Origin of the sequence: Achromobacter sp. B7 (assembly GCF_003600685.1) — a bacterium.
Classification (GTDB): Bacteria; Pseudomonadota; Gammaproteobacteria; order Burkholderiales; family Burkholderiaceae_B; genus Achromobacter; species Achromobacter spanius_B.
This window is the reverse complement of the sequence record NZ_CP032084.1, coordinates 5,446,878-5,465,935: the sequence shown is the minus strand read 5'-3', so window position 1 is coordinate 5,465,935 and position 19,058 is coordinate 5,446,878. Positions and strand designations below refer to the sequence as shown.

At 64.2% G+C, this 19,058-nt stretch carries 13 protein-coding genes; 2 read left to right on the top strand and 11 right to left on the bottom strand.

What is annotated here, in order from left to right:
* Nucleotides 1–17: 17 nt before the first annotated feature.
* From acnD to DVB37_RS24605, 11 genes are all read right to left on the bottom strand, one after another.
* On the bottom strand, nucleotides 18–2,636 hold the full coding sequence (gene acnD, locus DVB37_RS24655; protein ID WP_120157034.1) for a Fe/S-dependent 2-methylisocitrate dehydratase AcnD: 2,619 nt from the start codon (nucleotides 2,634–2,636) through the stop codon (nucleotides 18–20).
* Complete coding sequence (locus DVB37_RS24650) at nucleotides 2,636–3,346, bottom strand: GntR family transcriptional regulator (RefSeq protein WP_104141845.1); 711 nt, start codon at nucleotides 3,344–3,346, stop codon at nucleotides 2,636–2,638. The genes acnD and DVB37_RS24650 overlap by 1 nt, the downstream gene beginning before the upstream one ends.
* Before the next feature lie 162 nt (nucleotides 3,347–3,508).
* A complete protein-coding gene (locus DVB37_RS24645) occupies nucleotides 3,509–5,311 on the bottom strand; it encodes an NAD(P)/FAD-dependent oxidoreductase (protein ID WP_120157033.1) in 1,803 nt (600 codons plus the stop codon).
* Between the two features lie 359 nt (nucleotides 5,312–5,670).
* Nucleotides 5,671–7,569, bottom strand: coding sequence for a sigma-54-dependent Fis family transcriptional regulator (locus DVB37_RS24640; RefSeq protein ID WP_120157032.1), 1,899 nt, complete (start codon nucleotides 7,567–7,569; stop codon nucleotides 5,671–5,673).
* A 178-nt stretch (nucleotides 7,570–7,747) separates the two neighbouring features.
* Nucleotides 7,748–8,356 (bottom strand): hypothetical protein, encoded by a 609-nt coding sequence (locus DVB37_RS24635; protein WP_046807580.1) that lies wholly within the window; start codon nucleotides 8,354–8,356, stop codon nucleotides 7,748–7,750.
* A complete protein-coding gene (locus DVB37_RS24630; RefSeq protein WP_120157031.1) occupies nucleotides 8,353–10,923 on the bottom strand; it encodes a M23 family metallopeptidase in 2,571 nt (856 codons plus the stop codon). The genes DVB37_RS24635 and DVB37_RS24630 overlap by 4 nt, the downstream gene beginning before the upstream one ends.
* A 49-nt stretch (nucleotides 10,924–10,972) precedes the next feature.
* Nucleotides 10,973–13,051 carry a type VI secretion system Vgr family protein gene (locus tag DVB37_RS24625; RefSeq protein ID WP_120157639.1) on the bottom strand — a complete coding sequence of 693 codons (2,079 nt, stop codon included), beginning with the start codon at nucleotides 13,049–13,051 and terminating at the stop codon, nucleotides 10,973–10,975.
* Between the two features lie 212 nt (nucleotides 13,052–13,263).
* On the bottom strand, nucleotides 13,264–14,118 hold the full coding sequence (locus tag DVB37_RS24620; RefSeq protein WP_120157030.1) for a hypothetical protein: 855 nt from the start codon (nucleotides 14,116–14,118) through the stop codon (nucleotides 13,264–13,266).
* A 136-nt stretch (nucleotides 14,119–14,254) separates the two neighbouring features.
* The gene (locus tag DVB37_RS24615) at nucleotides 14,255–15,250 is read right to left on the bottom strand and encodes a tripartite tricarboxylate transporter substrate binding protein (protein ID WP_120157029.1); all 996 of its coding nucleotides are present in this window, start codon (nucleotides 15,248–15,250) and stop codon (nucleotides 14,255–14,257) included.
* A gap of 126 nt (nucleotides 15,251–15,376) precedes the next feature.
* Nucleotides 15,377–16,249 (bottom strand): alpha/beta fold hydrolase, encoded by an 873-nt coding sequence (locus tag DVB37_RS24610; protein WP_120157028.1) that lies wholly within the window; start codon nucleotides 16,247–16,249, stop codon nucleotides 15,377–15,379.
* On the bottom strand, nucleotides 16,246–16,839 hold the full coding sequence (locus DVB37_RS24605) for an amino acid synthesis family protein (protein WP_104141856.1): 594 nt from the start codon (nucleotides 16,837–16,839) through the stop codon (nucleotides 16,246–16,248). The genes DVB37_RS24610 and DVB37_RS24605 overlap by 4 nt, the downstream gene beginning before the upstream one ends.
* 120 nt (nucleotides 16,840–16,959) lie before the next feature.
* Here DVB37_RS24605 and DVB37_RS24600 point away from each other — a divergent pair, with 120 nt between their 5' ends.
* Together DVB37_RS24600 and DVB37_RS24595 are read left to right on the top strand one after the other, a co-directional pair.
* Entirely contained in the window at nucleotides 16,960–17,868 is a 909-nt protein-coding gene (locus DVB37_RS24600; RefSeq protein WP_120157638.1) for a LysR family transcriptional regulator, read from the top strand.
* A 280-nt stretch (nucleotides 17,869–18,148) separates the two neighbouring features.
* Nucleotides 18,149–19,015: an N-acyl homoserine lactonase family protein gene (locus tag DVB37_RS24595; protein WP_120157027.1), complete on the top strand. Its 867-nt coding sequence runs from the start codon at nucleotides 18,149–18,151 to the stop codon at nucleotides 19,013–19,015.
* The last annotated feature ends 43 nt before the right edge of the window (nucleotides 19,016–19,058 follow it).

The following is a 19,058-nucleotide window of genomic DNA, read 5'->3' as shown; positions in this document are numbered from 1 at the left end:
GCGGTGCGCAGCCCGGTTTAGCCGGCCTTCTTGGTGTCGCCCGCAACGGATTCGGCTTCCAGGAAGTCCTGCGCAAAGCGTTGCAGCACGCCGCCGGCTTCGTAGATGGACACTTCTTCCGCGGTGTCCAGACGGCACGTCACCGGCACCTGCACGGTCTGGCCATCGCGGCGATGGATCACCAGCGTCAGGTCCGCGCGCGGTTGGCGTTCGCCGATCACGTCATAGCTTTCGGTGCCGTCCAGCGCCAAGGTCTTGCGGTTCACGCCCGGCTTGAATTCCAGCGGCAAGACGCCCATGCCGATCAGGTTGGTGCGGTGGATGCGTTCAAAGCCTTCGGCCACGATGGCTTCCACGCCCGCCAGCCGCACGCCCTTGGCCGCCCAGTCGCGCGATGAACCCTGGCCGTAATCGGCACCCGCCACGATGAGCAGCGGCTGCTTGCGATGCATGTACGTTTCGATGGCTTCCCACATGCGCATCTCGCGGCCTTCCGGCTCTACGCGCGCCAGCGATCCCTGCTTCACCGTGCCGTCTTCGTTGGTCACCATCTCGTTAAAGAGCTTGGGATTGGCGAAGGTGGCGCGCTGCGCGGTCAGGTGGTCGCCGCGATGGGTGGCGTAAGAGTTGAAGTCCTCTTCGGGCAGGCCCATCTTGTGCAGGTATTCGCCGGCCGCGCTGTCCATCAGGATGGCGTTGGACGGCGACAGGTGGTCGGTGGTGATGTTGTCGCCCAGCACCGCCAGCGGCAGCATGCCGCGCAGCGTGCGCTCGCCGGCCAGCGCGCCTTCCCAGTACGGCGGACGGCGAATGTAGGTGCTTTGCGGGCGCCAATCGTACAAGGGGCTGACGCCCGCTTTACGGTCTTCCTGAATGCCGAACATCGGCGCGTACACCTTGCGGAACTGCTCGGGCTTGACCGCCGTCTTGACCATGGCGTCGATCTCTTCGTCGCTGGGCCAGATGTCTTTCAGGCGAATCTCCTTGCCGTTGCCATCCACGCCCAGCACATCGCGTTCGATATCAAAGCGGATGGTGCCGGCAATCGCATAGGCCACCACCAGCGGAGGCGACGCCAGGAACGCTTGCTTGGCGTACGGATGGATGCGGCCGTCAAAGTTGCGGTTGCCGGACAGCACGGCCGTGGAATACAGATCGCGGTCGATGATTTCCTGCTGGATGACCGGGTCCAACGCGCCCGACATGCCGTTGCACGTGGTACAGGCGAAGGCGACGACGCCGAAGCCCAGCGCTTCCAGATCCGGCAACAGCCCGGCTTCCTCCAGGTACAGCTGCACCGCCTTGGAGCCGGGCGCCAGCGAGCTCTTCACCCACGGCTTGCGGGCAAGGCCGGCGCGGCGCGCATTGCGTGCCAACAGGCCGGCGGCAATCACGTTGCGCGGGTTGCTGGTGTTGGTGCAGCTGGTGATGGCGGCAATGATGACGGCGCCGTCGGGCATCAAGCCCGGTGCGTTTTCGACCACGCCGGAAATACCACGTTCGGCCAGGTCCGAGACGGGCAGGCGGCGGTGCGGATTGGACGGGCCGGCCAGCGTGCGCACGACCGTCGACAGGTCAAAGCGCAGCACGCGTTCGTATTCGGCGGTCGCCAGGCTGTCGGACCACAGGCCCGCCGTCTTGGCGTAGGTTTCCACCAGCGCAATCTGTTCGTCTTCGCGGCCGGTCAGGCGCAGGTAGTCGATGGTCTGCTGATCGATCGAGAACATGGCGGCGGTGGCGCCGTATTCGGGAGCCATGTTCGAAATGGTGGCGCGGTCGCCCAAGGTCAGGCTGGCGGCGCCTTCGCCGAAGAACTCCAGATATGCGCCCACCACTTTTTCTTTGCGCAGGAACTCGGTCAGCGTCAGCACCACGTCGGTGGCGGTAATGCCCGGCTGCGCGCGGCCGGTAAGTTCCACGCCGATGATGTCCGGCAGGCGCATCCACGAGGCGCGGCCCAGCATCACGTTTTCGGCTTCCAGCCCGCCCACGCCGATGGCGATCACGCCCAACGCATCCACGTGCGGCGTGTGGCTGTCGGTGCCCACCAGCGTGTCCGGGAACGCCACGCCGTCCTGCGTGTAGATCACGGGCGACATCCGTTCCAGGTTGATCTGGTGCATGATGCCGTTGCCCGGCGGCACCACTTCGATGTTGCGAAAGGCCTGCTTGGTCCAGTCGATGAAATGGAAGCGGTCTTCGTTGCGGCGGTCTTCCACCGCGCGGTTGCGGGCAAAGGCGTCGGGGTCGGTGCCGTCAAATTCCACCGCCAGCGAATGGTCCACGATCAACTGCACCGGCACCACCGGGTTGACCTTGGCCGGGTCGCCGCCTTTTTCAGCGATGGCGTCGCGCAGGCCCGCCAGGTCCACCAGCGCGGTCTGGCCCAGGATGTCATGGCACACCACACGCGCGGGAAACCACGGAAAGTCCAAGTCGCGGCGACGCTCGATCAGTTGCTTGAGCCCATCCGTCAACATCGCCGGGTCACAGCGGCGCACCAGGTTTTCGGCCAGCACGCGCGACGTGTACGGCAGGCCAGCGTAGGCGCCGGGCGCAATGGCTTCAACGGCGGCGCGCGCATCGAAATAATCCAGGCGGGTGCCGGGCAGGGTCTTGCGGTACGAGTGGTTCATCATGCCTCCGTGCGCGTCAGCGTGCTTTGCGCGATCTGTTGTTCGATGTTGATACGTGACGCGCGGATATGGCGGCGCATCAGGATTTCAGCCAGCTCGCCGTCGCGGTCTGCGATGGCGTCAAGAATGCGGTGGTGTTCGGCATAGGCCTGCCGGGGGCGGTTCGGCGTGGTCGAATACTGGATGCGGTACATGCGCGCCAGTTGGTAGAGCTCGTCGCACAGCATGCGAAACAGCATCTGGTTGCCGCTGCCCTTGACGATGCGGTAGTGGAAATCGTAATCGCCTTCCTGCTGGTAGTAACCCACGCCGGCTTGAAAAGCGGCATCGCGTTCGTGGGCGTGCAGTACCTCGCGCAGCTCGGCGATTTCAGACGGCGGCATGCGCTCGGCGGCCAGCCGGCATGCGGTGCCTTCCAGCGATTCACGAATCTCATAAAGCTCGGACAATTCCTGCTGCGACAAGGAGACCACCCGCGCGCCCGCATGCGGCACGCGCACCAGCAGCTTCTGGCCTTCCAGGCGATGCAGCGCTTCACGCAGCGGCCCACGGCTGACGCCATGGATACGCGCAAGTTCGGGTTCGGAAATCTTGCTGCCCGGGGCGATCTCGCCCTTGACGATGGCCGCCTGGATCTTCTTGAAGATGTGATCCGACAGCGTCTCGCCGTCCCCGGGCGCCGCGCCTGGCAGCGTCAGCACTTTGCTCATAGTGTCAACAATATGTCCGAATTGCGGGGTGAATATCGGGATAAAGCGTTGTGTGGACGCTGAATTGTCAACAATTTACCCCGCGGTGGGGCGGGGCGCAAGCTGGGGTAAAGCGGGTGCAAGCGGCCGGGGGCCGCCTGCGACAGGCACATCGACGCCAGGCTAGCGCTTGTGGTGCACCGCCTGCATGCCGTACACCCGCACCGGCAAGCCCACGTGGCGCGCCTTCAATTGCAGCGACAGATACTGCGAATAGTGCCGCGACTGATGCAGGTTGCCGCCATGGAACCACAGCCCTTCCTGCTGAGTCGGCTTCCACATGTTGCGCTGTTCGCCTTCCCACGGGCCGGGGTCCTTGGTGGTGTCCGATCCCAGGCCCCAGCACTTGCCTACCTTGTCGGCAACTTCCGGGCTGATCAGGTCGGCGGCCCAGCCGTTCATCGAGCCGTAGCCGGTGGCATACACAACCAGGTCCGCGGGCAAGGTCACGCCGTTGTTCAACACGACGGCATCGCGCGCCAGGTGGCTGACGTCGGTATTGGATTGCAGCTTCACGCTGCCGTCGATGATCAGGTCGCAAGCGCCCACGTCGATGTAATAACCCGAGCCGCGCCGCAGGTATTTCATGAAGAGGCCCGAGCCGTCGTCACCCCAGTCCAGCATGAAGCCGGCCTTCTCCAGCTTGCTGTAGAACTCGGCATCGCGTTCGCGCATCTGGTTGTAAAGCGGGATCTGGAACTGCGCCATGATCTTGTAGGGCAGCGACGCAAACGTCAGGTCGGCCTTGCGCGTGGTCATGCCGCTGGCCAGCGCTTTTTCGGAATACAGCCCGCCCAGCCCGATGTCCATCAAGGTGTCCGACCGCACGATGTGCGTGGACGAGCGCTGCACCATCGTCACGTTGGCGCCGCCTTCCCACAGCGCCGCGCAGATGTCGTGCGCCGAATTGTTGGCGCCGATCACCACCACATTCTTGCCGCGATAGGCGTCCGGCCCGGGATGTTGCGAAGAATGCTGCTGTTCGCCCTGGAACTCGTCCTGCCCGGGAAAGCGCGGCACGTTCGGCTTGCCCGACATGCCGGTGGCCAGCACCAGCTGCTTGGGCCGCAGCACGACGGGCTTGCCGTCGCGCAGCACGGTGACTTCCCATTCTTTCTTCGCCTCGTCATAGCGCGCCGATTCGCAGACGCTGGACGTCCAGTAGTTAAGCTCCATCACCTTCGTGTACATCTCCAGCCAGTCGCCCACCTTGTCCTTGGGCGCGAACACGGGCCAGTTTTCCGGAAAGGGGATGTAGGGCAGGTGGTCGTACCAGACCGGGTCGTGCAGGCACAGCGACTTGTACCGCTTTCTCCAGCTGTCGCCCGCGCGCTCGTTCTTTTCGATGATGATGGTGGGCACGTTCAGTTGACGCAGCCGCGCGCCCAGCGCAATGCCGCCTTGCCCGCCGCCGATGATCAGCACGTAGGGCTGCGTCTTGTAGCCGAGTTCCGCGGCTTCCTGCTCGCGCTTTTCCAGCCAGGTCTGGCGTTCGCGGCGGCTGCCGTGTTCGGCGCCCAGGGGGCGGCGCGTGCCGCTGGGTTCCTCGTGGCCCTTGAGCTCGGACATGGTGGTCAGCAGCGTCGAGATCTTGCCGTCCTTCACGCGGATGTGGCCGTAGCCGCGCGCCAGGTTCGTATCGATGTGCAGCCAGCCCTGCAAGAGGCCGTCGTCGTCGCTTGTCGCTTCACGATCGTCGCGCGTAAAGCGCACCGGTTCGACTTGCGACAGTTGTTGCGTGAGCATGTCGCGGATCTGCGCATGGCCTTCGAACGTGCGCAGGTTCCAGCTGAACAGCACCAGGTCGCGCCAATAGCATTCTTCCTGGAACAGGTCGGCGATGGCGGCCATGTCCTTGTTTCCCAGCGCGGTGTTCAGACGGGCAAGCACGGCGTCCAAAGCGGCGTCGGCGGGGGCGGTCTGCATAGCTTGTCTCCTTGCCCATGGCGGGCGTGGTTGGGGGGCGGACGCGTACGCCCGCGAGCGGCCCCGGCCTGTACCGGCCGGTGGCTGCCCAACCCCTTCCATGCAAATGCTGTGCCAGCTCGCCGACAACGCCGCGCGCCCGTGGCACGGGGGGAACGGGCGGATACGCTGCCGACCCACCGTGGCGCGACGCCACACCTGTGGCGCGGGGGTGTGGCGCCGTGGGGGGCTGGGTCGCGGGCAGGGGGCAAGTCGGGCGAGGCGCGGCAAGTTGCGGCCAGGCGCGCTAACTGGCGGCGGCGCGGCAAGTTACGGCCTGATCGAGGAAAGTCGCGCCAGGAACCGCAGTGCAGAAAGCCCTAGCGCCGCCCGCGAGCGCCCAGCCCGTAGCGCCGCATCTGGCGGTGCACGGTGGAACGGTCCAGGCCCAGCCGCCGCGCGGCTTCCGACACATTGCCCGCGCAACTGGCCAGCGTGGACCGCAGTGCCGCTTCCTCGGCCGTCACCGCCACGCCGCCCGGGGCCAGTGCGTCGGGCAGGTCGCCCGGCTCGATGACGCCGTGTTCGCACAGCGCGGCGGCCACGGCGATCACATTGGCCAGTTCGCGAATATTGCCGGGCCACGTGTGCGCCTTCAACGCCAGCAAGGCGCCAGGCGACAGGACGGGCGCACCCGACTCATCCTGGTGACGCGCCAGCATGCGCGCGATCAGCCAGTCCAGATCCTGGCGTTCGCGCAGCGCCGGCACCGTCAGCGTGGCGGCGTTGATACGGTAGTAAAGATCTTCACGAAAACGCCCCTCGCGCACCAGCGCGCCCAGGTCGCGGTGCGAAGCCGACACCAACGCCAGACGCAGCGCACGGGGCGCATTGGCGCCGATGGGCGTGACTTCGGACTCCGCCAGCACGCGCAGCAGCCGGCTTTGCAGCGCCAGCGGCATATCGCCGATTTCGTCCAGAAACAGCGTGCCGCCATCCGCCTCTTCGATCAGCCCTTTGCGACCCTTGGGCGCCGCGCCGGTGTAAGCGCCCGGCAGGTAGCCGAACAGCTCGCTTTCAATCAAGGATTCAGGAATGGCCGCGCAGTTCACCGCCACGAAGCGGCCCGGCCGCCGGCTGTCTTCGTGAATCGCGCGCGCCAGATATTCCTTGCCCACCCCCGTTTCCCCTTGCAGCAGGATAGGCAGGCCTTGCCTTGCAAGCTTGGCGGCGCGGCTCTGCAACGCCGCCATCCTGGCATCGCCGCCGTCCAGCCCGCGCAGTGCGGATGGCGTGCCGCGCACGGCCACGGTGGCGCCGCGCGTGCTGCGGTTCGGTTCGATGGCGTGGGCGAACAGGGCGTTGCCGTCGCGCGCGACGATCAGGCGGTCTTGCGGCGCATGGCCGCGCGTGTACCGCGGCAGGTCGTCCAACTGCACGTCGAAAAAACGCGTGACAGGTAGTCCGATCAGGCCGGCCGGTTGGCGCCAGTCCAGCCCGGCCGCCCGCGCCAGCAGCTTGGCGCCCGAATGCGTCATGCCCAGGATGCGGCCCGCGCCGTCCAGCGAGATGGCCGCTTCCGGGTCTACATCCAAGAACTCGGGCGACCGCGCAAAGCGCAGCACCCATTCATTGCGCGTGCGCGCCATCAGGTTAGCCAGTTCAATGCGGCGCGTCGTGCTGTTGACCAGATGCAGCGCGAGGTTCTGGCTGGTCTTCAGGCTGGGCGAACTGAGCAGGGATATGTCCAGCACGGCGGCCAGTTCCCCGTCGGCGTTATAGATTGGCGCGGCGGTGCAGGACAGCGGCGTGTGCGTATTGTCGAAGTGGTCGGTCTGGTGAATGGTCAGCGCCTCGCCCGTCTCCAGGCAGGCGCCCACCGCGCAGGTGCCGGCACGCGGCTCGGACCATTCCGATCCCAGGTACAGACCCGCCTTGCGCAGCTTGGATGTCTGCGCGGGGTCTCCCAGGAATTCCACGGTGACGCCTTGCCGGTCGGCCAGCAACAACACATAGTTTTGCCCCGCCACTTGCCGGAACAAATGGTCCAGCCCGCTGCGTGCAATGCGGATCAGCGCTTCGGATTGCTGCCGATGTTCTCGCAACCGGCCATCCGGCACGATATAGGCTTCACAAGCCTGCGCCGGGTCGAGCTGGTACTGATCCAGGCAGCGCAGCCAACTACGCACCACATGCGCATCGCGCTGCGTAGGCCGGCCTTGGCCCACCTGTTCGATCTCGCGAATGTGGGCGGTATGCGGGGATTCCTGACTAGGCATGTCGTCTCCATGTTGCGCCCGATCTGTGCCGGATCAACACGGCAGCATGCACAGAGACGAATCGGCTTGTAAATGGTGGTTATCCAGCGGTGGGGGGGGATTGCGGCGGGGGGGCGGGGTGCAGACAACGCCGGATTCAAGGACGCAAGACGTGTGGGCGCGGTTTCCCGCAGTCCTGTTATTTTTCCTGTTGTGAATTAATGAGTGCAGATGGCTTAAGTATCTGGATGGAGTTAATCGCTTCTCTTATTTTCTGGGTCTGAAGTTTCTTGGACTCGGTCACGGGGTAGCCGGACGAGACGAAAATGCTCAACGGGGTGGCCAAGTTCAGAAGGGGCTTCATCCCTGCAAAGTAGCAGTCTCGATAGGTAGGCTCTGGCAAGCTGGCTCCCAGATTACATAAGACGCCCACTGCCTCGTAGTACTGAAAGTGTGTGCTGACCTTTTTTGACGTTGGATGTAGCCAGTTTCCCGCGCTGACGACGTACGAATCTTCGGGTAAAGGGCCTGCTAGCTCTTTTTCATCATCGCTTAAAGATCGATATTCAAAGAACATGTTGGAAGCCGCCATGTCCTCGAAAGATCTTCTGTACAGGCAGATTCTCAACGCGAACGAGTGTCTGGACGCATCAATACATGTGCCACCATTGACGGAGTGGGTGTCTGCGCTGTGGGCGGGTACCAGGACTTCTAATCCATCGTGGAAGGATATAGAGTCCGCCGCAGCCATGCCCGAGAATAACAACGAGGCTGCAATGGAGCCCAAGGCATACCGTATGGTGTTCATGGGGTGTCCAAAATTATTTTCGATATCCTCCTGGTCTGGGCGGTGCGTTCCGGTAGACCGTTGGGCTCTCCCGACGCGCCGATTCCGTTTATCGCGGCCGAGACTGCGAATATGGCGCTATCCGATACGTCAAGCTCGACTATTTTCGAGTTTATGGTGAGGAATCGGTTGGACGCTGCCCCCGCCGTCCAATACCAGCCACCTGCGTCGGCGCAGTTATATGCATCCTCACTCAGGGCATGAGGCCTTTCAATTGTTGGACGCTTCTTTTGCGAAGATGTCCACCACGCTCGATTGAACGACGAACCTTCAAGCCATCCCCTGTAAACCCAGTATTTGGCGTAGTTCTCTCTACCGGTCAGGTGCTTTATTCCGCGGCCGCGATATTTTCGTCCATCTCCGCTGTCTACGTTTCCCAGCTTGTTATCCAGATAGTTGAAGTGCTCGTCTTGCGGGTTGTTGTAGTAGCCTCCTCGCTCTGGTTGCAGGCTGGCTGTGAAATGGGTGGATGACGCTTCCATCATTCGCGCGAAGCTATAGGACTCTACTGCTGCCTGGCCGAGGAAGTGAGCCATCTGTGTTGGCGTGACGATGAAGTACTTTCGCATTGCCTTATTTACAGAGGCACGATATTTTTCCCTGAGCATCTCCGGATCGGGGGTTTCTTTTTTGTTGTACAAGGCGTCTGGATAGATTCGCCGCAGGTCACCTTTGGAGAGCCACCCACACTTCCTGAACTCCTCAATAAACTGCAACGGATGAAAGTGGTAATGCACCTTATCCAGTGCCAGTCCTCGCGCCTGCGCGTCTTCCCAGAACGCCAACGCCTCGTGATGCCGCTTCAGCCGGCCATAGGCCTCATCACTAAGGCATACACTCGTCCTCAGCACATTCGCCGGGCGTTGGTCGGGATCGTCCACCTTCAGCCAACCCCATCGTTTGTCAAAATCATCCCGTGACCATTCCGTGGGGATCTTCACCACACAGCGGCGCAATGCCTTGGATACTTGCGCGGTGCGGATCTTGGCGGTGGCGCGTGCCAGGCGGTCTTGGTATTGCATCAAGGCGTGTACGCCAGTGGCCATTTTGTGAAGCGTGTCTCCCAAGACTCCCCTCAGCGTCGGCGCTGGATGCGCAGTGGGTTTCAACGGTTCTATCAGGTTCAGCAGCGTGCCCGAGTCGCATCGGCTATTGCCGTCCAGATCGTCGTCAATAAACGTCCAACCTTGCCAATGCGGAAAATCTGCATCGCTGTATACCTGGACGTCGGGTGCATTCAGGTCAACGAAGAAGATGCTGTCGTCAGACAGCCGGACTCTGCGGATGTGGGGCAGTCGGCCGTGATACAAATCGCTTTGTGCCGGCGCATCAGGACCCAGCACACGACCAAAGCGCAGCATTTCAAACCCCGCGCTGGGGCAGCCTGGATACTGCTTGACCGCCGTGTTGTATAGCTCGTACGAACTTTCGGTTTTCTCGGCGGCGCCTTGCAGGACGCCAATTATCTTGCCTTGCCGGGTTCGCGCGGTGACCGTAAAGGCGCCCCGCAGTTCGCTGATGCTGATAATCAGCTCCGTCGTGGTCCGCGCGGCTACCGGCACCTGCCAGTTTGCCCAGTGATCGGGATTCGAACCGGAAGGAAAGCGGTCAACGAGCGCGCCGTAAACCCCCGGCACATAGATTGTTCTTTCCGTTGCGCTAGGCGTGGGTAGATCGAACATGCTCTGATGCGCGCCGTTCACCCAGTTCAACCACGTCTTCTCATCGCCTTCCCGATCCGCACCGCTCGGCGACTTGCGATTCATCTGCCATAGCCGGTCAGGGGTGGTGCCGAACTGCGAGGCAAGGGCGGCGGGGCGTTCCGCGCTGCCGGGCTGCCCGGTTTGAAAGTGGCGTATCAGGTAGGTGCTTCGAACCTCACGCGGATTCATGTCATACAGCGGCGTATTGGCTGGCAATACAAAGTGAATATCGCCCCACACGCAATCGCGGCGGCCCTCCTTGGCTTTCAGACCGCCGGCGCTGCGGCCCAGCAATCGCTCGACGTTGGCCCTGTCGGCCACTATTTCGAAATGAATGCGGTCGGGTTCGCCGTAGAGGTAGCCCGCGCGGGCAATCGCCTCTTTGCGGTACACCTTGTCGCCCGTGTTCAACGCGAGTTTTGTGCCCGTGTGCTTTTCCAGGGCGTGCAGATGCTGGTAGATGGAATAGAACGTGACGCTGACGTCTTCGCCGATCTCGGTGTCGTGCTTCAGCACCAGGACGCCGTTACTGGTCCAGCCCTTGTAGTACATCAACGGGTCGTCGGCGGGCGTGGTGGCATCGACCCCGCGCTTGGGTGAGTCGCTGGCCCTGGCATACACGACGACACCATCTGCAATTGCCCGCACCGGTTCGGGCTTCTGTGGAGACCCCGGTGCCACCAGATGCGCGCCGCCATGCCAGCCCAATTGGTGGCTGACGGGAAAGGCGCCTTTGCCTGTCTTCTCACCCAGGCTCCAATAGGCACTGCATTCCGCATCGTCGGCTTGCAGCACCGCGCGCAGGAAGGGTGCGCTGATCAACATGAGGCCTTGCTCCCAGGTTGGAACTCCGATGGATAGCCGCGCGCGTTGCCTACTCGGATAACGGAATATCCGCAGGGTCTACGTCGCGCGACACGGCGGGTACGCCCGCAATCTGTAGCGCGCTGCCTGCGCCCGCGCTGCTTTGGCTCAATGGCCCCTTGATCTTGATTTCGACGCCATCCAGCGTGATGCCCGAGCCGTCGATGGTGATGGTGCCGCCAGGGCCCTTGAAGACCACTTTCTCGCCGGTCTGTAGTTCGTAGACGGTGGTTTTGCGATGTATCTTCTGGCCGACTTCCAGCAGGTCATAGCCATCGATTCTTGTTTCGGCATAACCGCCGATGTCGGTCCAGTGGTTGGCGGCTGTCTTGTCACGCCGGCTGTTGCCGACCTCTTCCGTGCGGTCCTTGGCCGTATGGATGGTGTGGTTACGCCCCACGTTCAGAAAATCGTCTTGCCCGGTGCTGTGGCGGCGGTCTTGGCCGATATCGACCTGCTCGTCGGTAGCCACGGTTTCGCGGCGGTTGCGGCCGATGGCAATCGTCTCGTCGTTCTCGATCTTTTCGCTGCGGTCGTGTCCCACGAACGTGGTCTCGTCGTGATTGACGTGGATGTTCTGATCGCGCTGCGCATGCACGAAAATCTCTTCCTGATCGCGCTCGTCTTCAAAGCGCAGCTCGTTATAGCCCTCGCCTTTGTGCGTCTGGCTTTTGATCGTCATGCGCGTCTTGTGGCGTGGCAGTTCGTAAGGCGGCAGTTGCAGCGCCATGTGGGTGCGGCCCGTGATGACAGCCTGGTCCACGTCGCCGTCCAGGAAATTCACGATGACTTCCTGCCCGATGCGCGGTATGGCCATGTGCCCCCACATGGCGCCCGCCCAGTTTTGCGACACGCGGATCCAGCACGAGCTGTGTTCGTCATGGCTGCCCAGGCGGTCCCAAGGGAACTGCACTTTGACGCGCCCGTAGCTGTCGCAATAGATCTCTTCCCCTTTTGGCCCGGTCACCGTGGCAATCTGCGGGCCATCGATGCGAGGCTTGGGCAGCGGTTCGGGTCGCCATTCCGTGCGCTTGGAGACCAGCTCCGCCGTATAGCCATAACGGGTGCCTTGCTGCGCGTCGGCGCTGTCTTCCTGTTGGCTGCTGTGCTGCACGCCGTGGTGACGCATGCGTATGGGGCGCCAGCCTTGGTTCAGGTCGCCGCGTGGATGGCCTGCCAGTTCGAACGACAGCCCGGGGACCAAACGAGGGTCGTTTCCTTCCACCGTGGCGATGCGGGCATCCCGTCGCAGCCCGCGCAGGCGGTTCTCGGTAAACGGAATGCCCGCTTCGTCGCGCTTGTAGCGTCCCGGGTAGTCGTACCGTTCGTAGTGACGGTGCTGGTGGTGCATGTCGACACCGTCGCGGCTGTGTTCCTGTGTGTATTGCGGGTGCGTGTAGGTGTAGTCGCGCTGGGTCTGGCGGGCCGTGCGCACCTGTTCGGCGTAGGCGAAGCGGCGTAGCGCGGGTTCGGGTTGGTCCCCGCCCGGGGCGGGAAGATAGCGCACCGGGCCACCAGCGATGTTGCCGTGTATGTGCAAGCGGTCGCTGTGGACCAGACGGTGGCCTTTGGCGTGGTGATGAAACGCATGGAAGAAGCCTTCTTCGCGGGCCAGGCGTTCCATGAAGTACAGATCGGTGTCGCCGGCCTGCACGCAGTATTCGCGGGGCAGGTGTTCGTGCGTCACCGTCTGTTCGTAGTCCAGGACGCCGTGCTCTTTAAGCACCGCATGCAGGATTTCGGCTACGGACAACTGCTGGAAGATGCGCCAGTCGGAACACAGGCCGGCGCGCGCCAGTAGCGGTTCAACGGTGGCGCGGTAGCGGGTGCGGCGAAAGCCGGTGGCGCCTTGCTCGAAGCGCGAGACCACGCCGTGCACGTAGCGTACCGGGGCGCCTTGATACCAGACGGTCAGCAGCGCCGCCTGGTCCAGCACCAGGCCGAAGTCCACCGACGATTCGTGGCTGGCCAGATCCAGTTCCAGGCGAAACGGCTCGGACAAGCCCTCGTCCAGTGTGAACTCGACCACGTCAAAATCCATGCCGCCTACGATGCCAAAGCTAAATCGGAAGTCATGTTTGTGACTCACGATGCCCCCTTTGAATGCGTCATGCGGCACATCTTGGACAGCGGGTCAGCGTATGGCTATAGGACGACTAAGAATACTGAAGGGGAAAACTGGGAAATATGCGAACGCCGAAGCGGGGCGGGGATCAAGCGGGCCGGCCTGATAGCGGTCTGGCCGGCCGCCGGCGCTGTTGCCGCCTGCTGGGTTGTTCATTGCGCTGCGGCAAATCTGGCCTATCCAGCGCTGTCGCGATCCATGGACCGTAGCGCGGCCGGGATGCGGTAGCGCTTGCCGTCGAATTTCAGCGTGTGGCGGGTCTTGCCTTGCTTGACGGTCTTTTCCTTGCAGTCGCCTTGCTGCACCGAAGCGCGGCTGGCCGAGTGGGATTCGGTGGCGATCAGGTCACGGTAGCCGCGGCGTTGCGTGTCACCTATTGCCAAGCTGACGGCGCTTTCCGAGAATTCGCCCGCGCACGTGGTGTCCCACACGCCCGACGAGCGGTTGACGGACATGCCGTCCAGCACCAGGCGCAACTCGTTGTCGTGCACGGTGAATAACCGCAAGCTGGTTTCATCGAACGGGTTGGCGCGCGATGCGCCTTCGCGTTCGATGCGGATGCCGAAGGCGCGCTTGTCGGTTGCCACGTCGTAGCGCGCGGTGTCGAACGCCAGCCCGGCGATGCGCACCGCATCGTCCGACATCAGGCCCACCAGGCGCCGCCGTTGGCGCACTTGCAACGTTTGCTTGTCCAGCACCAGCACGTCCAGATCGCCGACGTGGCCGTTCTCGGGGTCGGGGGTGTCTTGCATCAGCGGTACCGCCACCAGCAACAGGTCCGGTTTGGCGGGCCATGCCTTGCATGCCACGGCAAACGGCGCGCCCACGTCCGCGTCGGAAAGCGTGACGATGGCGTGCCCTTCCTTCAAGCGGATGCGGCCTTGGGCGTCGGGCTTGTCGGTATTGTTGTAGACGGTGCGCACGATGCCGGCCGCTTCCGGGCAAGGCCCGCTGGCCGCTTGCGCCGCGCCGCAGGTCACCACGGCGGATAGAAGCAGGGCGGCGGGCAGACGCGAATAGGGACGGAACATGGCGGGCGGGCGGAAAGGAAGAAGTCCGAATTCTAATCAGGCCTTGCGGCGGCTGCGCGCCCCTTCGCTACCGCCCGCTACAGATCGCTACAGCTCGACCCGCACGTTGCCGCTTGCACCGACGCGGCAACGATCGCTACAGATCCACCCGGACCTTGCCCGCCTGCACCAGCCCAGCCACGTTGCGGATCTCGGCCAGCAGCGACTGTTGCAACTGCGCGGGCGTGCCGCCCGTCGGCGCAAAGCCCTGTTCGGCCAGCTTGCCGCGCACGGCCTCGGTTTGCAGTGCGCGGTTGATGCCCTGGTTCAACGCAGCGATCACCGCGTCGGGCGTGCCGGCCGCGCAATACGTGCCGAACTGGATCTGCGCGTCGAACCCGGCGTAGCCGCTTTCCGCAACCGTGGGGATGTCGGGATACTTGGGCAGCCGCTCACGGCTGGTAACGGCCAGCACGCGCAGACGTCCGCCCTTCATATACGGTTCAACGGCGGCCACCGTGGCTACCACCAACTGGATCTGGCCGCCCAGCAGGTCGGTCATCATCGGGCCCGTGCCGCGATACGGCACATGCAGCAGGTCGATGCCGCACGCGGCTTGCAGCAGTTCGGTGGCCAGGTGCTGTGGCGTGGCGTTGCCGGGCGACCCGAACGTCAAGCCTTTGGGATCGCGCTTGGCCTGGGCAACCAGGTCGGCCAGCGTCTTGGCGGGCAGGTCGGCATTGACGGCCACCATGTACGGAGAACGCGCGATGGGGCAGACGGGCGCCAGTTGCTTGAGCACCTCTTCGGGCGGACGCGCGTAGTAGCGCACGGACGGCACCAGTCCGGCAAACAGCAGCACGCTGCCATCCTTGGCGCCGTTGGCGGTGTAGTCGGCGCCCAGCATGCCGCTGGCGCCGGGCTTGTTTTCCACGACCACGGGGCGGTCCAGCGCGCCTTCCAGGGTGGCGGCAATGACGCGGCCCAGCACGTCGGTGCCGCCACCCGGCGGAAACGGCACGATGACGCGCAGCGGCGCCTCGCGCGCGGCGGCATTACGGCTTAGCGACAAACCGAACGACAAGCCCAGCGATGCGGCCAGCGGCGTCGTTGCGCCCAGGGCCAGGTGCTTCAAAACGGTTCTGCGATTCATGCATTTGTCTCCATCTGCGCTCCGTCTTCAGAGCGTTGGCCGATCGCCTCTGTTGGGCGGGCGATTCAGCGGGGGGCTGCGTGGTCGGCGGTGTGGGCGTGGCGGCCGGCGTTGGGCCTGGGTTTCCTACATCCTAGGGCCAGGAAACGGGCTTGATGACGGGCCCCGCAGTGGCTGGGCCGCCGGGTCATTCGTCCGGTCGGGCATACCGTCCGGTCGCGCATCCGATTGCCCCCCCGGCAATAAAAAGCCGTGCAACGCCGAGGCCAGCGCCTCGGGCGCTTCCACCGGCAGCATATGCCGTTGCCCATCCAGCACGCGCACTCGGGCGTCCGGCAGTGCCCGCCCCAACGCGCGCGTCATGCGAGGCGTGGACCCGACGTCATCCCCGCCTGTCATCACCAGCGTGGGGCAGGCGATATCCGGCGCGGCTTGCGCCAGCAGCGCGTCGCCATGCGCGAACAGACGATAGGCCGCCAGGAAGTTGGCGCGGTTGTTTTTTATCAAGCGGTGGCCGATGGCAGCGACGCGTTCGGGGCGGGCGGCCTCGAACGCGGGCGTGAACCAGCGTTGCAGCGAGACCGCCGCCGACGTCGCCACGTCCTGCGTGGCAGCCGCCACCAGACGCGCCTTCACGGCCTGCACCTCGTCGGGCGTGCGCTGGAACACCGTGCTGAGCAGCACCAGCCGGGTCACGCGATGGGGCCGCGCGGCGGCGTAGGCGCCCGCGATCAAACCGCCCATCGAATAGCCCAGCACGTTGGCTTCGCCCCAACCCGCCGCATCCAGCTCGGCATCCAGCTGCTCGATAAATTTCCCGATGTTCGCGGCACCCTGGATGCCGGGCGCCGCGCCATGGCCCAGCAGGTCGTAACGCAGCACGTCGAAGCGGGGTTCCAGCAGCGGCGCCAGATCATCCCAAAGCGTGTGGTCCAGCCCCACGCCGTGCAGCAACACCAGCGGCGCGCCACGACCGGAACGTCGACGTGGCGTGCTCATTTCGATTGCGCCTCTTGCGCCAGTTCCTGCAAATCGGAATAGCGGTTGCCGATGCGGTGGTGCGGCCGGCCGGACGTTGCCGCGCCCAGCGCAATAACGATTTCGTCGGGCGCGGGGGCGTCGTTGATATTGGTCTGCACGGTCAGGTAGTGCGAACGCAAGCCTTCGTCTTCCTTGTGCATCAAGGGCACGGAAATCACGCAACCCGGGCCGCCGCGCGTGTTGGTAAAGGCCAGGTAGCTGGTGCCGCCCACGGCGTTGCGATAGGCGTTGCCAAAGCGCAGCGTGTGGATCAGTGCGGACGCGTGCTCGACCTCGCCCGACGTGCCCACCACGGCGGCCTTGCCATAGGCTTCGATCTGGTCTGCCGACCCCGCCTGCCGCAGTATTTCGGCCACCAGCAGTTCGCCCAGGGGCGGCGCGTTTTCCAGGATCCGCGGGCGCAGGTCTTCCTGAAACGGCAGGCCCGCCCACGGGTTGCGGATCACGGCGGCGGCAACGATCATGATCAGCGGCCGCTCGGCCGGCTTGCCGCCTTCGATGCAGGTCTTTTCCACATAGCTGATGATCTTTCGGACTTGCAGGGCCATTCGATTGCTCCAGTGCATAAGGGCTGACGATGGACCTATTGTTCAAGCCATGCCGGAATTTTGACAATCCAAATTAACTCAAGTTAATTTCGGAAAACCTGAAGTCAACCGATGCCCGCCATGCCCGCACCCTTGAAGATCCAGCACCTGCGCCAATTCCTGTTGGCGGCCGACCACGGCAGCTTTCGGCTGGCGGCCGAAGGCACGCACCGCTCGCAAGCCGCCGTGTCCGCCGCCATGCAGGACCTGGAACAGCAATTGGGCGCGCCGCTGTTCGAAGCCGGCAAGCGGGCGCAGCTGACGCCACTGGGCCTGGCGGTGGCGCCGCTGCTGCGCGAATTGCTGGCCACGCATGACCGCGTGCTGGAGGCGGCGCGGCAGTTGGGCATGGGCAATACGGGGCCGGTGTCGCTGGCGGTGATGCCGTCGTTGGCCGACGAATGGCTGCCTCGCCTGCTGGAACGCTACGCGCGCAGCCATCCCGACATCCGCATCCGCGCCGTGGATGAATCCTCGCAGGACGTGCACCGGCTGGTGCTGACGGGCGAAGTACAGGTGGGCGTTGCCGGGCAGGTGCCGCGCACGGCCGAGGTCGCGTTCACCCCCGTGGCGCGAGATGCCTTCGGGCTGGTGTGCCGCAAATCGCATCCGCTGGCGCGGCGGCGCGGAGCCGTGCCGTGGGCGGCGCTGGAAGGCGAACGCCTGATCGGCAACGCCACCTTCGACACGCTCAAGAACCGGCAGCTGGGCAGCGCCATCGACGACCCGGCCATGGTGGTGTCGAACCGCGCGTCGTTGCTGGCCAGCGTGGTCAGCGGCCTGGGCGTGACGGTGCTGCCGGTGCTGGCGCGACCCGCCGTCAGCAGTGGCTTGGCCTTCGTGCCGCTGGGCGAGCCCACCGTCGAGCGCATCGTGGGCGTGCTGACCCGCAAGGAAGAAACCTTGTTGCCATCGGTGGCGGCCATGCACGCGCTGGCCTTGCGGTCGCTGGCGCAGTTCACGCGCCGCAAGGGCGCAGCGCTGGTGTAACGCCCGGCTGCCTTGCCTGCCTCCGGCCTAGGGTTGTCACTACTTCGGCCGGCGTGAAGCCCAGCTTAATAAATCCTTAATTGGCAGCCTCCCGGCGCTGCGTCAGAGTGCGCAACAGAGAAAACGGCCGTCAGATGCCGTCCGGGCCGGCGAACCGATCCGCCGCGCCATCCCCCCGCACAGCAGAACCCTATCGAATGAAAACCCGGGGCATACCGGGTGGCTTGCTATCGACCGTCGCCATCTGGCGGCGGTTACCCGTGGGTCCGAGGAGACGACAATGAGCAAGAGCTGGAAGAAGTTCGCAGGGGCGGTGGGCATGGTGGCGGTGTTGGCGGGGGCGGGCGCGCAGGCCGCCGACGCGCCGCCCGACATCAAGCTGATGCAGCTGTCGGTCGGCAAGATCGAACTGGACAAGGGCTTCATGACCGCCATGGTCGACGTGGGCACCAAGATCAAGATCCCGGTGCCCGCCTATGTCATCCAGCACCCGCGCGGCCTGGTCCTGTTCGACACCGGCATGAACCAGGCCACCGCCGACGGCAACTGCGCCAACTATTGGGGCCAGGGCCTGTGCGGCGCGTTCAATTCCATCCAGGGCCGCGACGAGGTCGTCGACCGCCAGCTCAAGGCCGCCGGCTTTGACGTCAGCGACGTGAAGTACGTGGTGTATTCGCACTTTCACCTGGACCACGCCGGCAACATCAAGATGTTTCCCAAGGCCAAGCACGTCGTGCAAAAGGCCGAACTGCGCGCCGCCTGGTGGCCCGAAAAATTCCAGCGCGCCGCCTATGTCATGAAAGACTTCGACACCACGCGGGACTACGACTTCATCCAGGTGGAAGGCGACTTCGACCTGTTCGGCGATGGCACCATCGTGCTGCTGGACACCAAGGGCCACACGCAGGGCCACCAGTCCTTGCAGGTCAAGCTCAAGAACACCGGCACCGTGCTGCTGGCGGCCGACGCCATCTACACCGCCGAGAACGAGGCGGGCGTCATCCCGGGCATCACCTGGAACACCGCGGCGTCCATGCTGGCGATTGACCGGCTCAAGCAGATCCGCGATGCGCGCCAGGGCCAGCTTTGGTACAGCCACGACGCCGAGCAGCACGCGCAAAACGCCAAGACCAAGGTGTTCGATTAACGCGTTGCTGGATGCCGCATTCCCCGTCGATCGACCTCGACTA

Coding starts and splice junctions, on each gene's coding strand:
- acnD (WP_120157034.1), bottom strand. CDS start 2,636: ATGAACCACTCGTACCGCAAGACCCTGCCCGGCACCCGCCTGGATTAT.
- DVB37_RS24650 (WP_104141845.1), bottom strand. CDS start 3,346: ATGAGCAAAGTGCTGACGCTGCCAGGCGCGGCGCCCGGGGACGGCGAG.
- DVB37_RS24645 (WP_120157033.1), bottom strand. CDS start 5,311: ATGCAGACCGCCCCCGCCGACGCCGCTTTGGACGCCGTGCTTGCCCGT.
- DVB37_RS24640 (WP_120157032.1), bottom strand. CDS start 7,569: ATGCCTAGTCAGGAATCCCCGCATACCGCCCACATTCGCGAGATCGAA.
- DVB37_RS24635 (WP_046807580.1), bottom strand. CDS start 8,356: ATGAACACCATACGGTATGCCTTGGGCTCCATTGCAGCCTCGTTGTTA.
- DVB37_RS24630 (WP_120157031.1), bottom strand. CDS start 10,923: ATGTTGATCAGCGCACCCTTCCTGCGCGCGGTGCTGCAAGCCGACGAT.
- DVB37_RS24620 (WP_120157030.1), bottom strand. CDS start 14,118: ATGTTCCGTCCCTATTCGCGTCTGCCCGCCGCCCTGCTTCTATCCGCC.
- DVB37_RS24615 (WP_120157029.1), bottom strand. CDS start 15,250: ATGAATCGCAGAACCGTTTTGAAGCACCTGGCCCTGGGCGCAACGACG.
- DVB37_RS24610 (WP_120157028.1), bottom strand. CDS start 16,249: ATGAGCACGCCACGTCGACGTTCCGGTCGTGGCGCGCCGCTGGTGTTG.
- DVB37_RS24605 (WP_104141856.1), bottom strand. CDS start 16,839: ATGGCCCTGCAAGTCCGAAAGATCATCAGCTATGTGGAAAAGACCTGC.
- DVB37_RS24600 (WP_120157638.1), top strand. CDS start 16,960: ATGCCCGCACCCTTGAAGATCCAGCACCTGCGCCAATTCCTGTTGGCG.
- DVB37_RS24595 (WP_120157027.1), top strand. CDS start 18,149: ATGAGCAAGAGCTGGAAGAAGTTCGCAGGGGCGGTGGGCATGGTGGCG.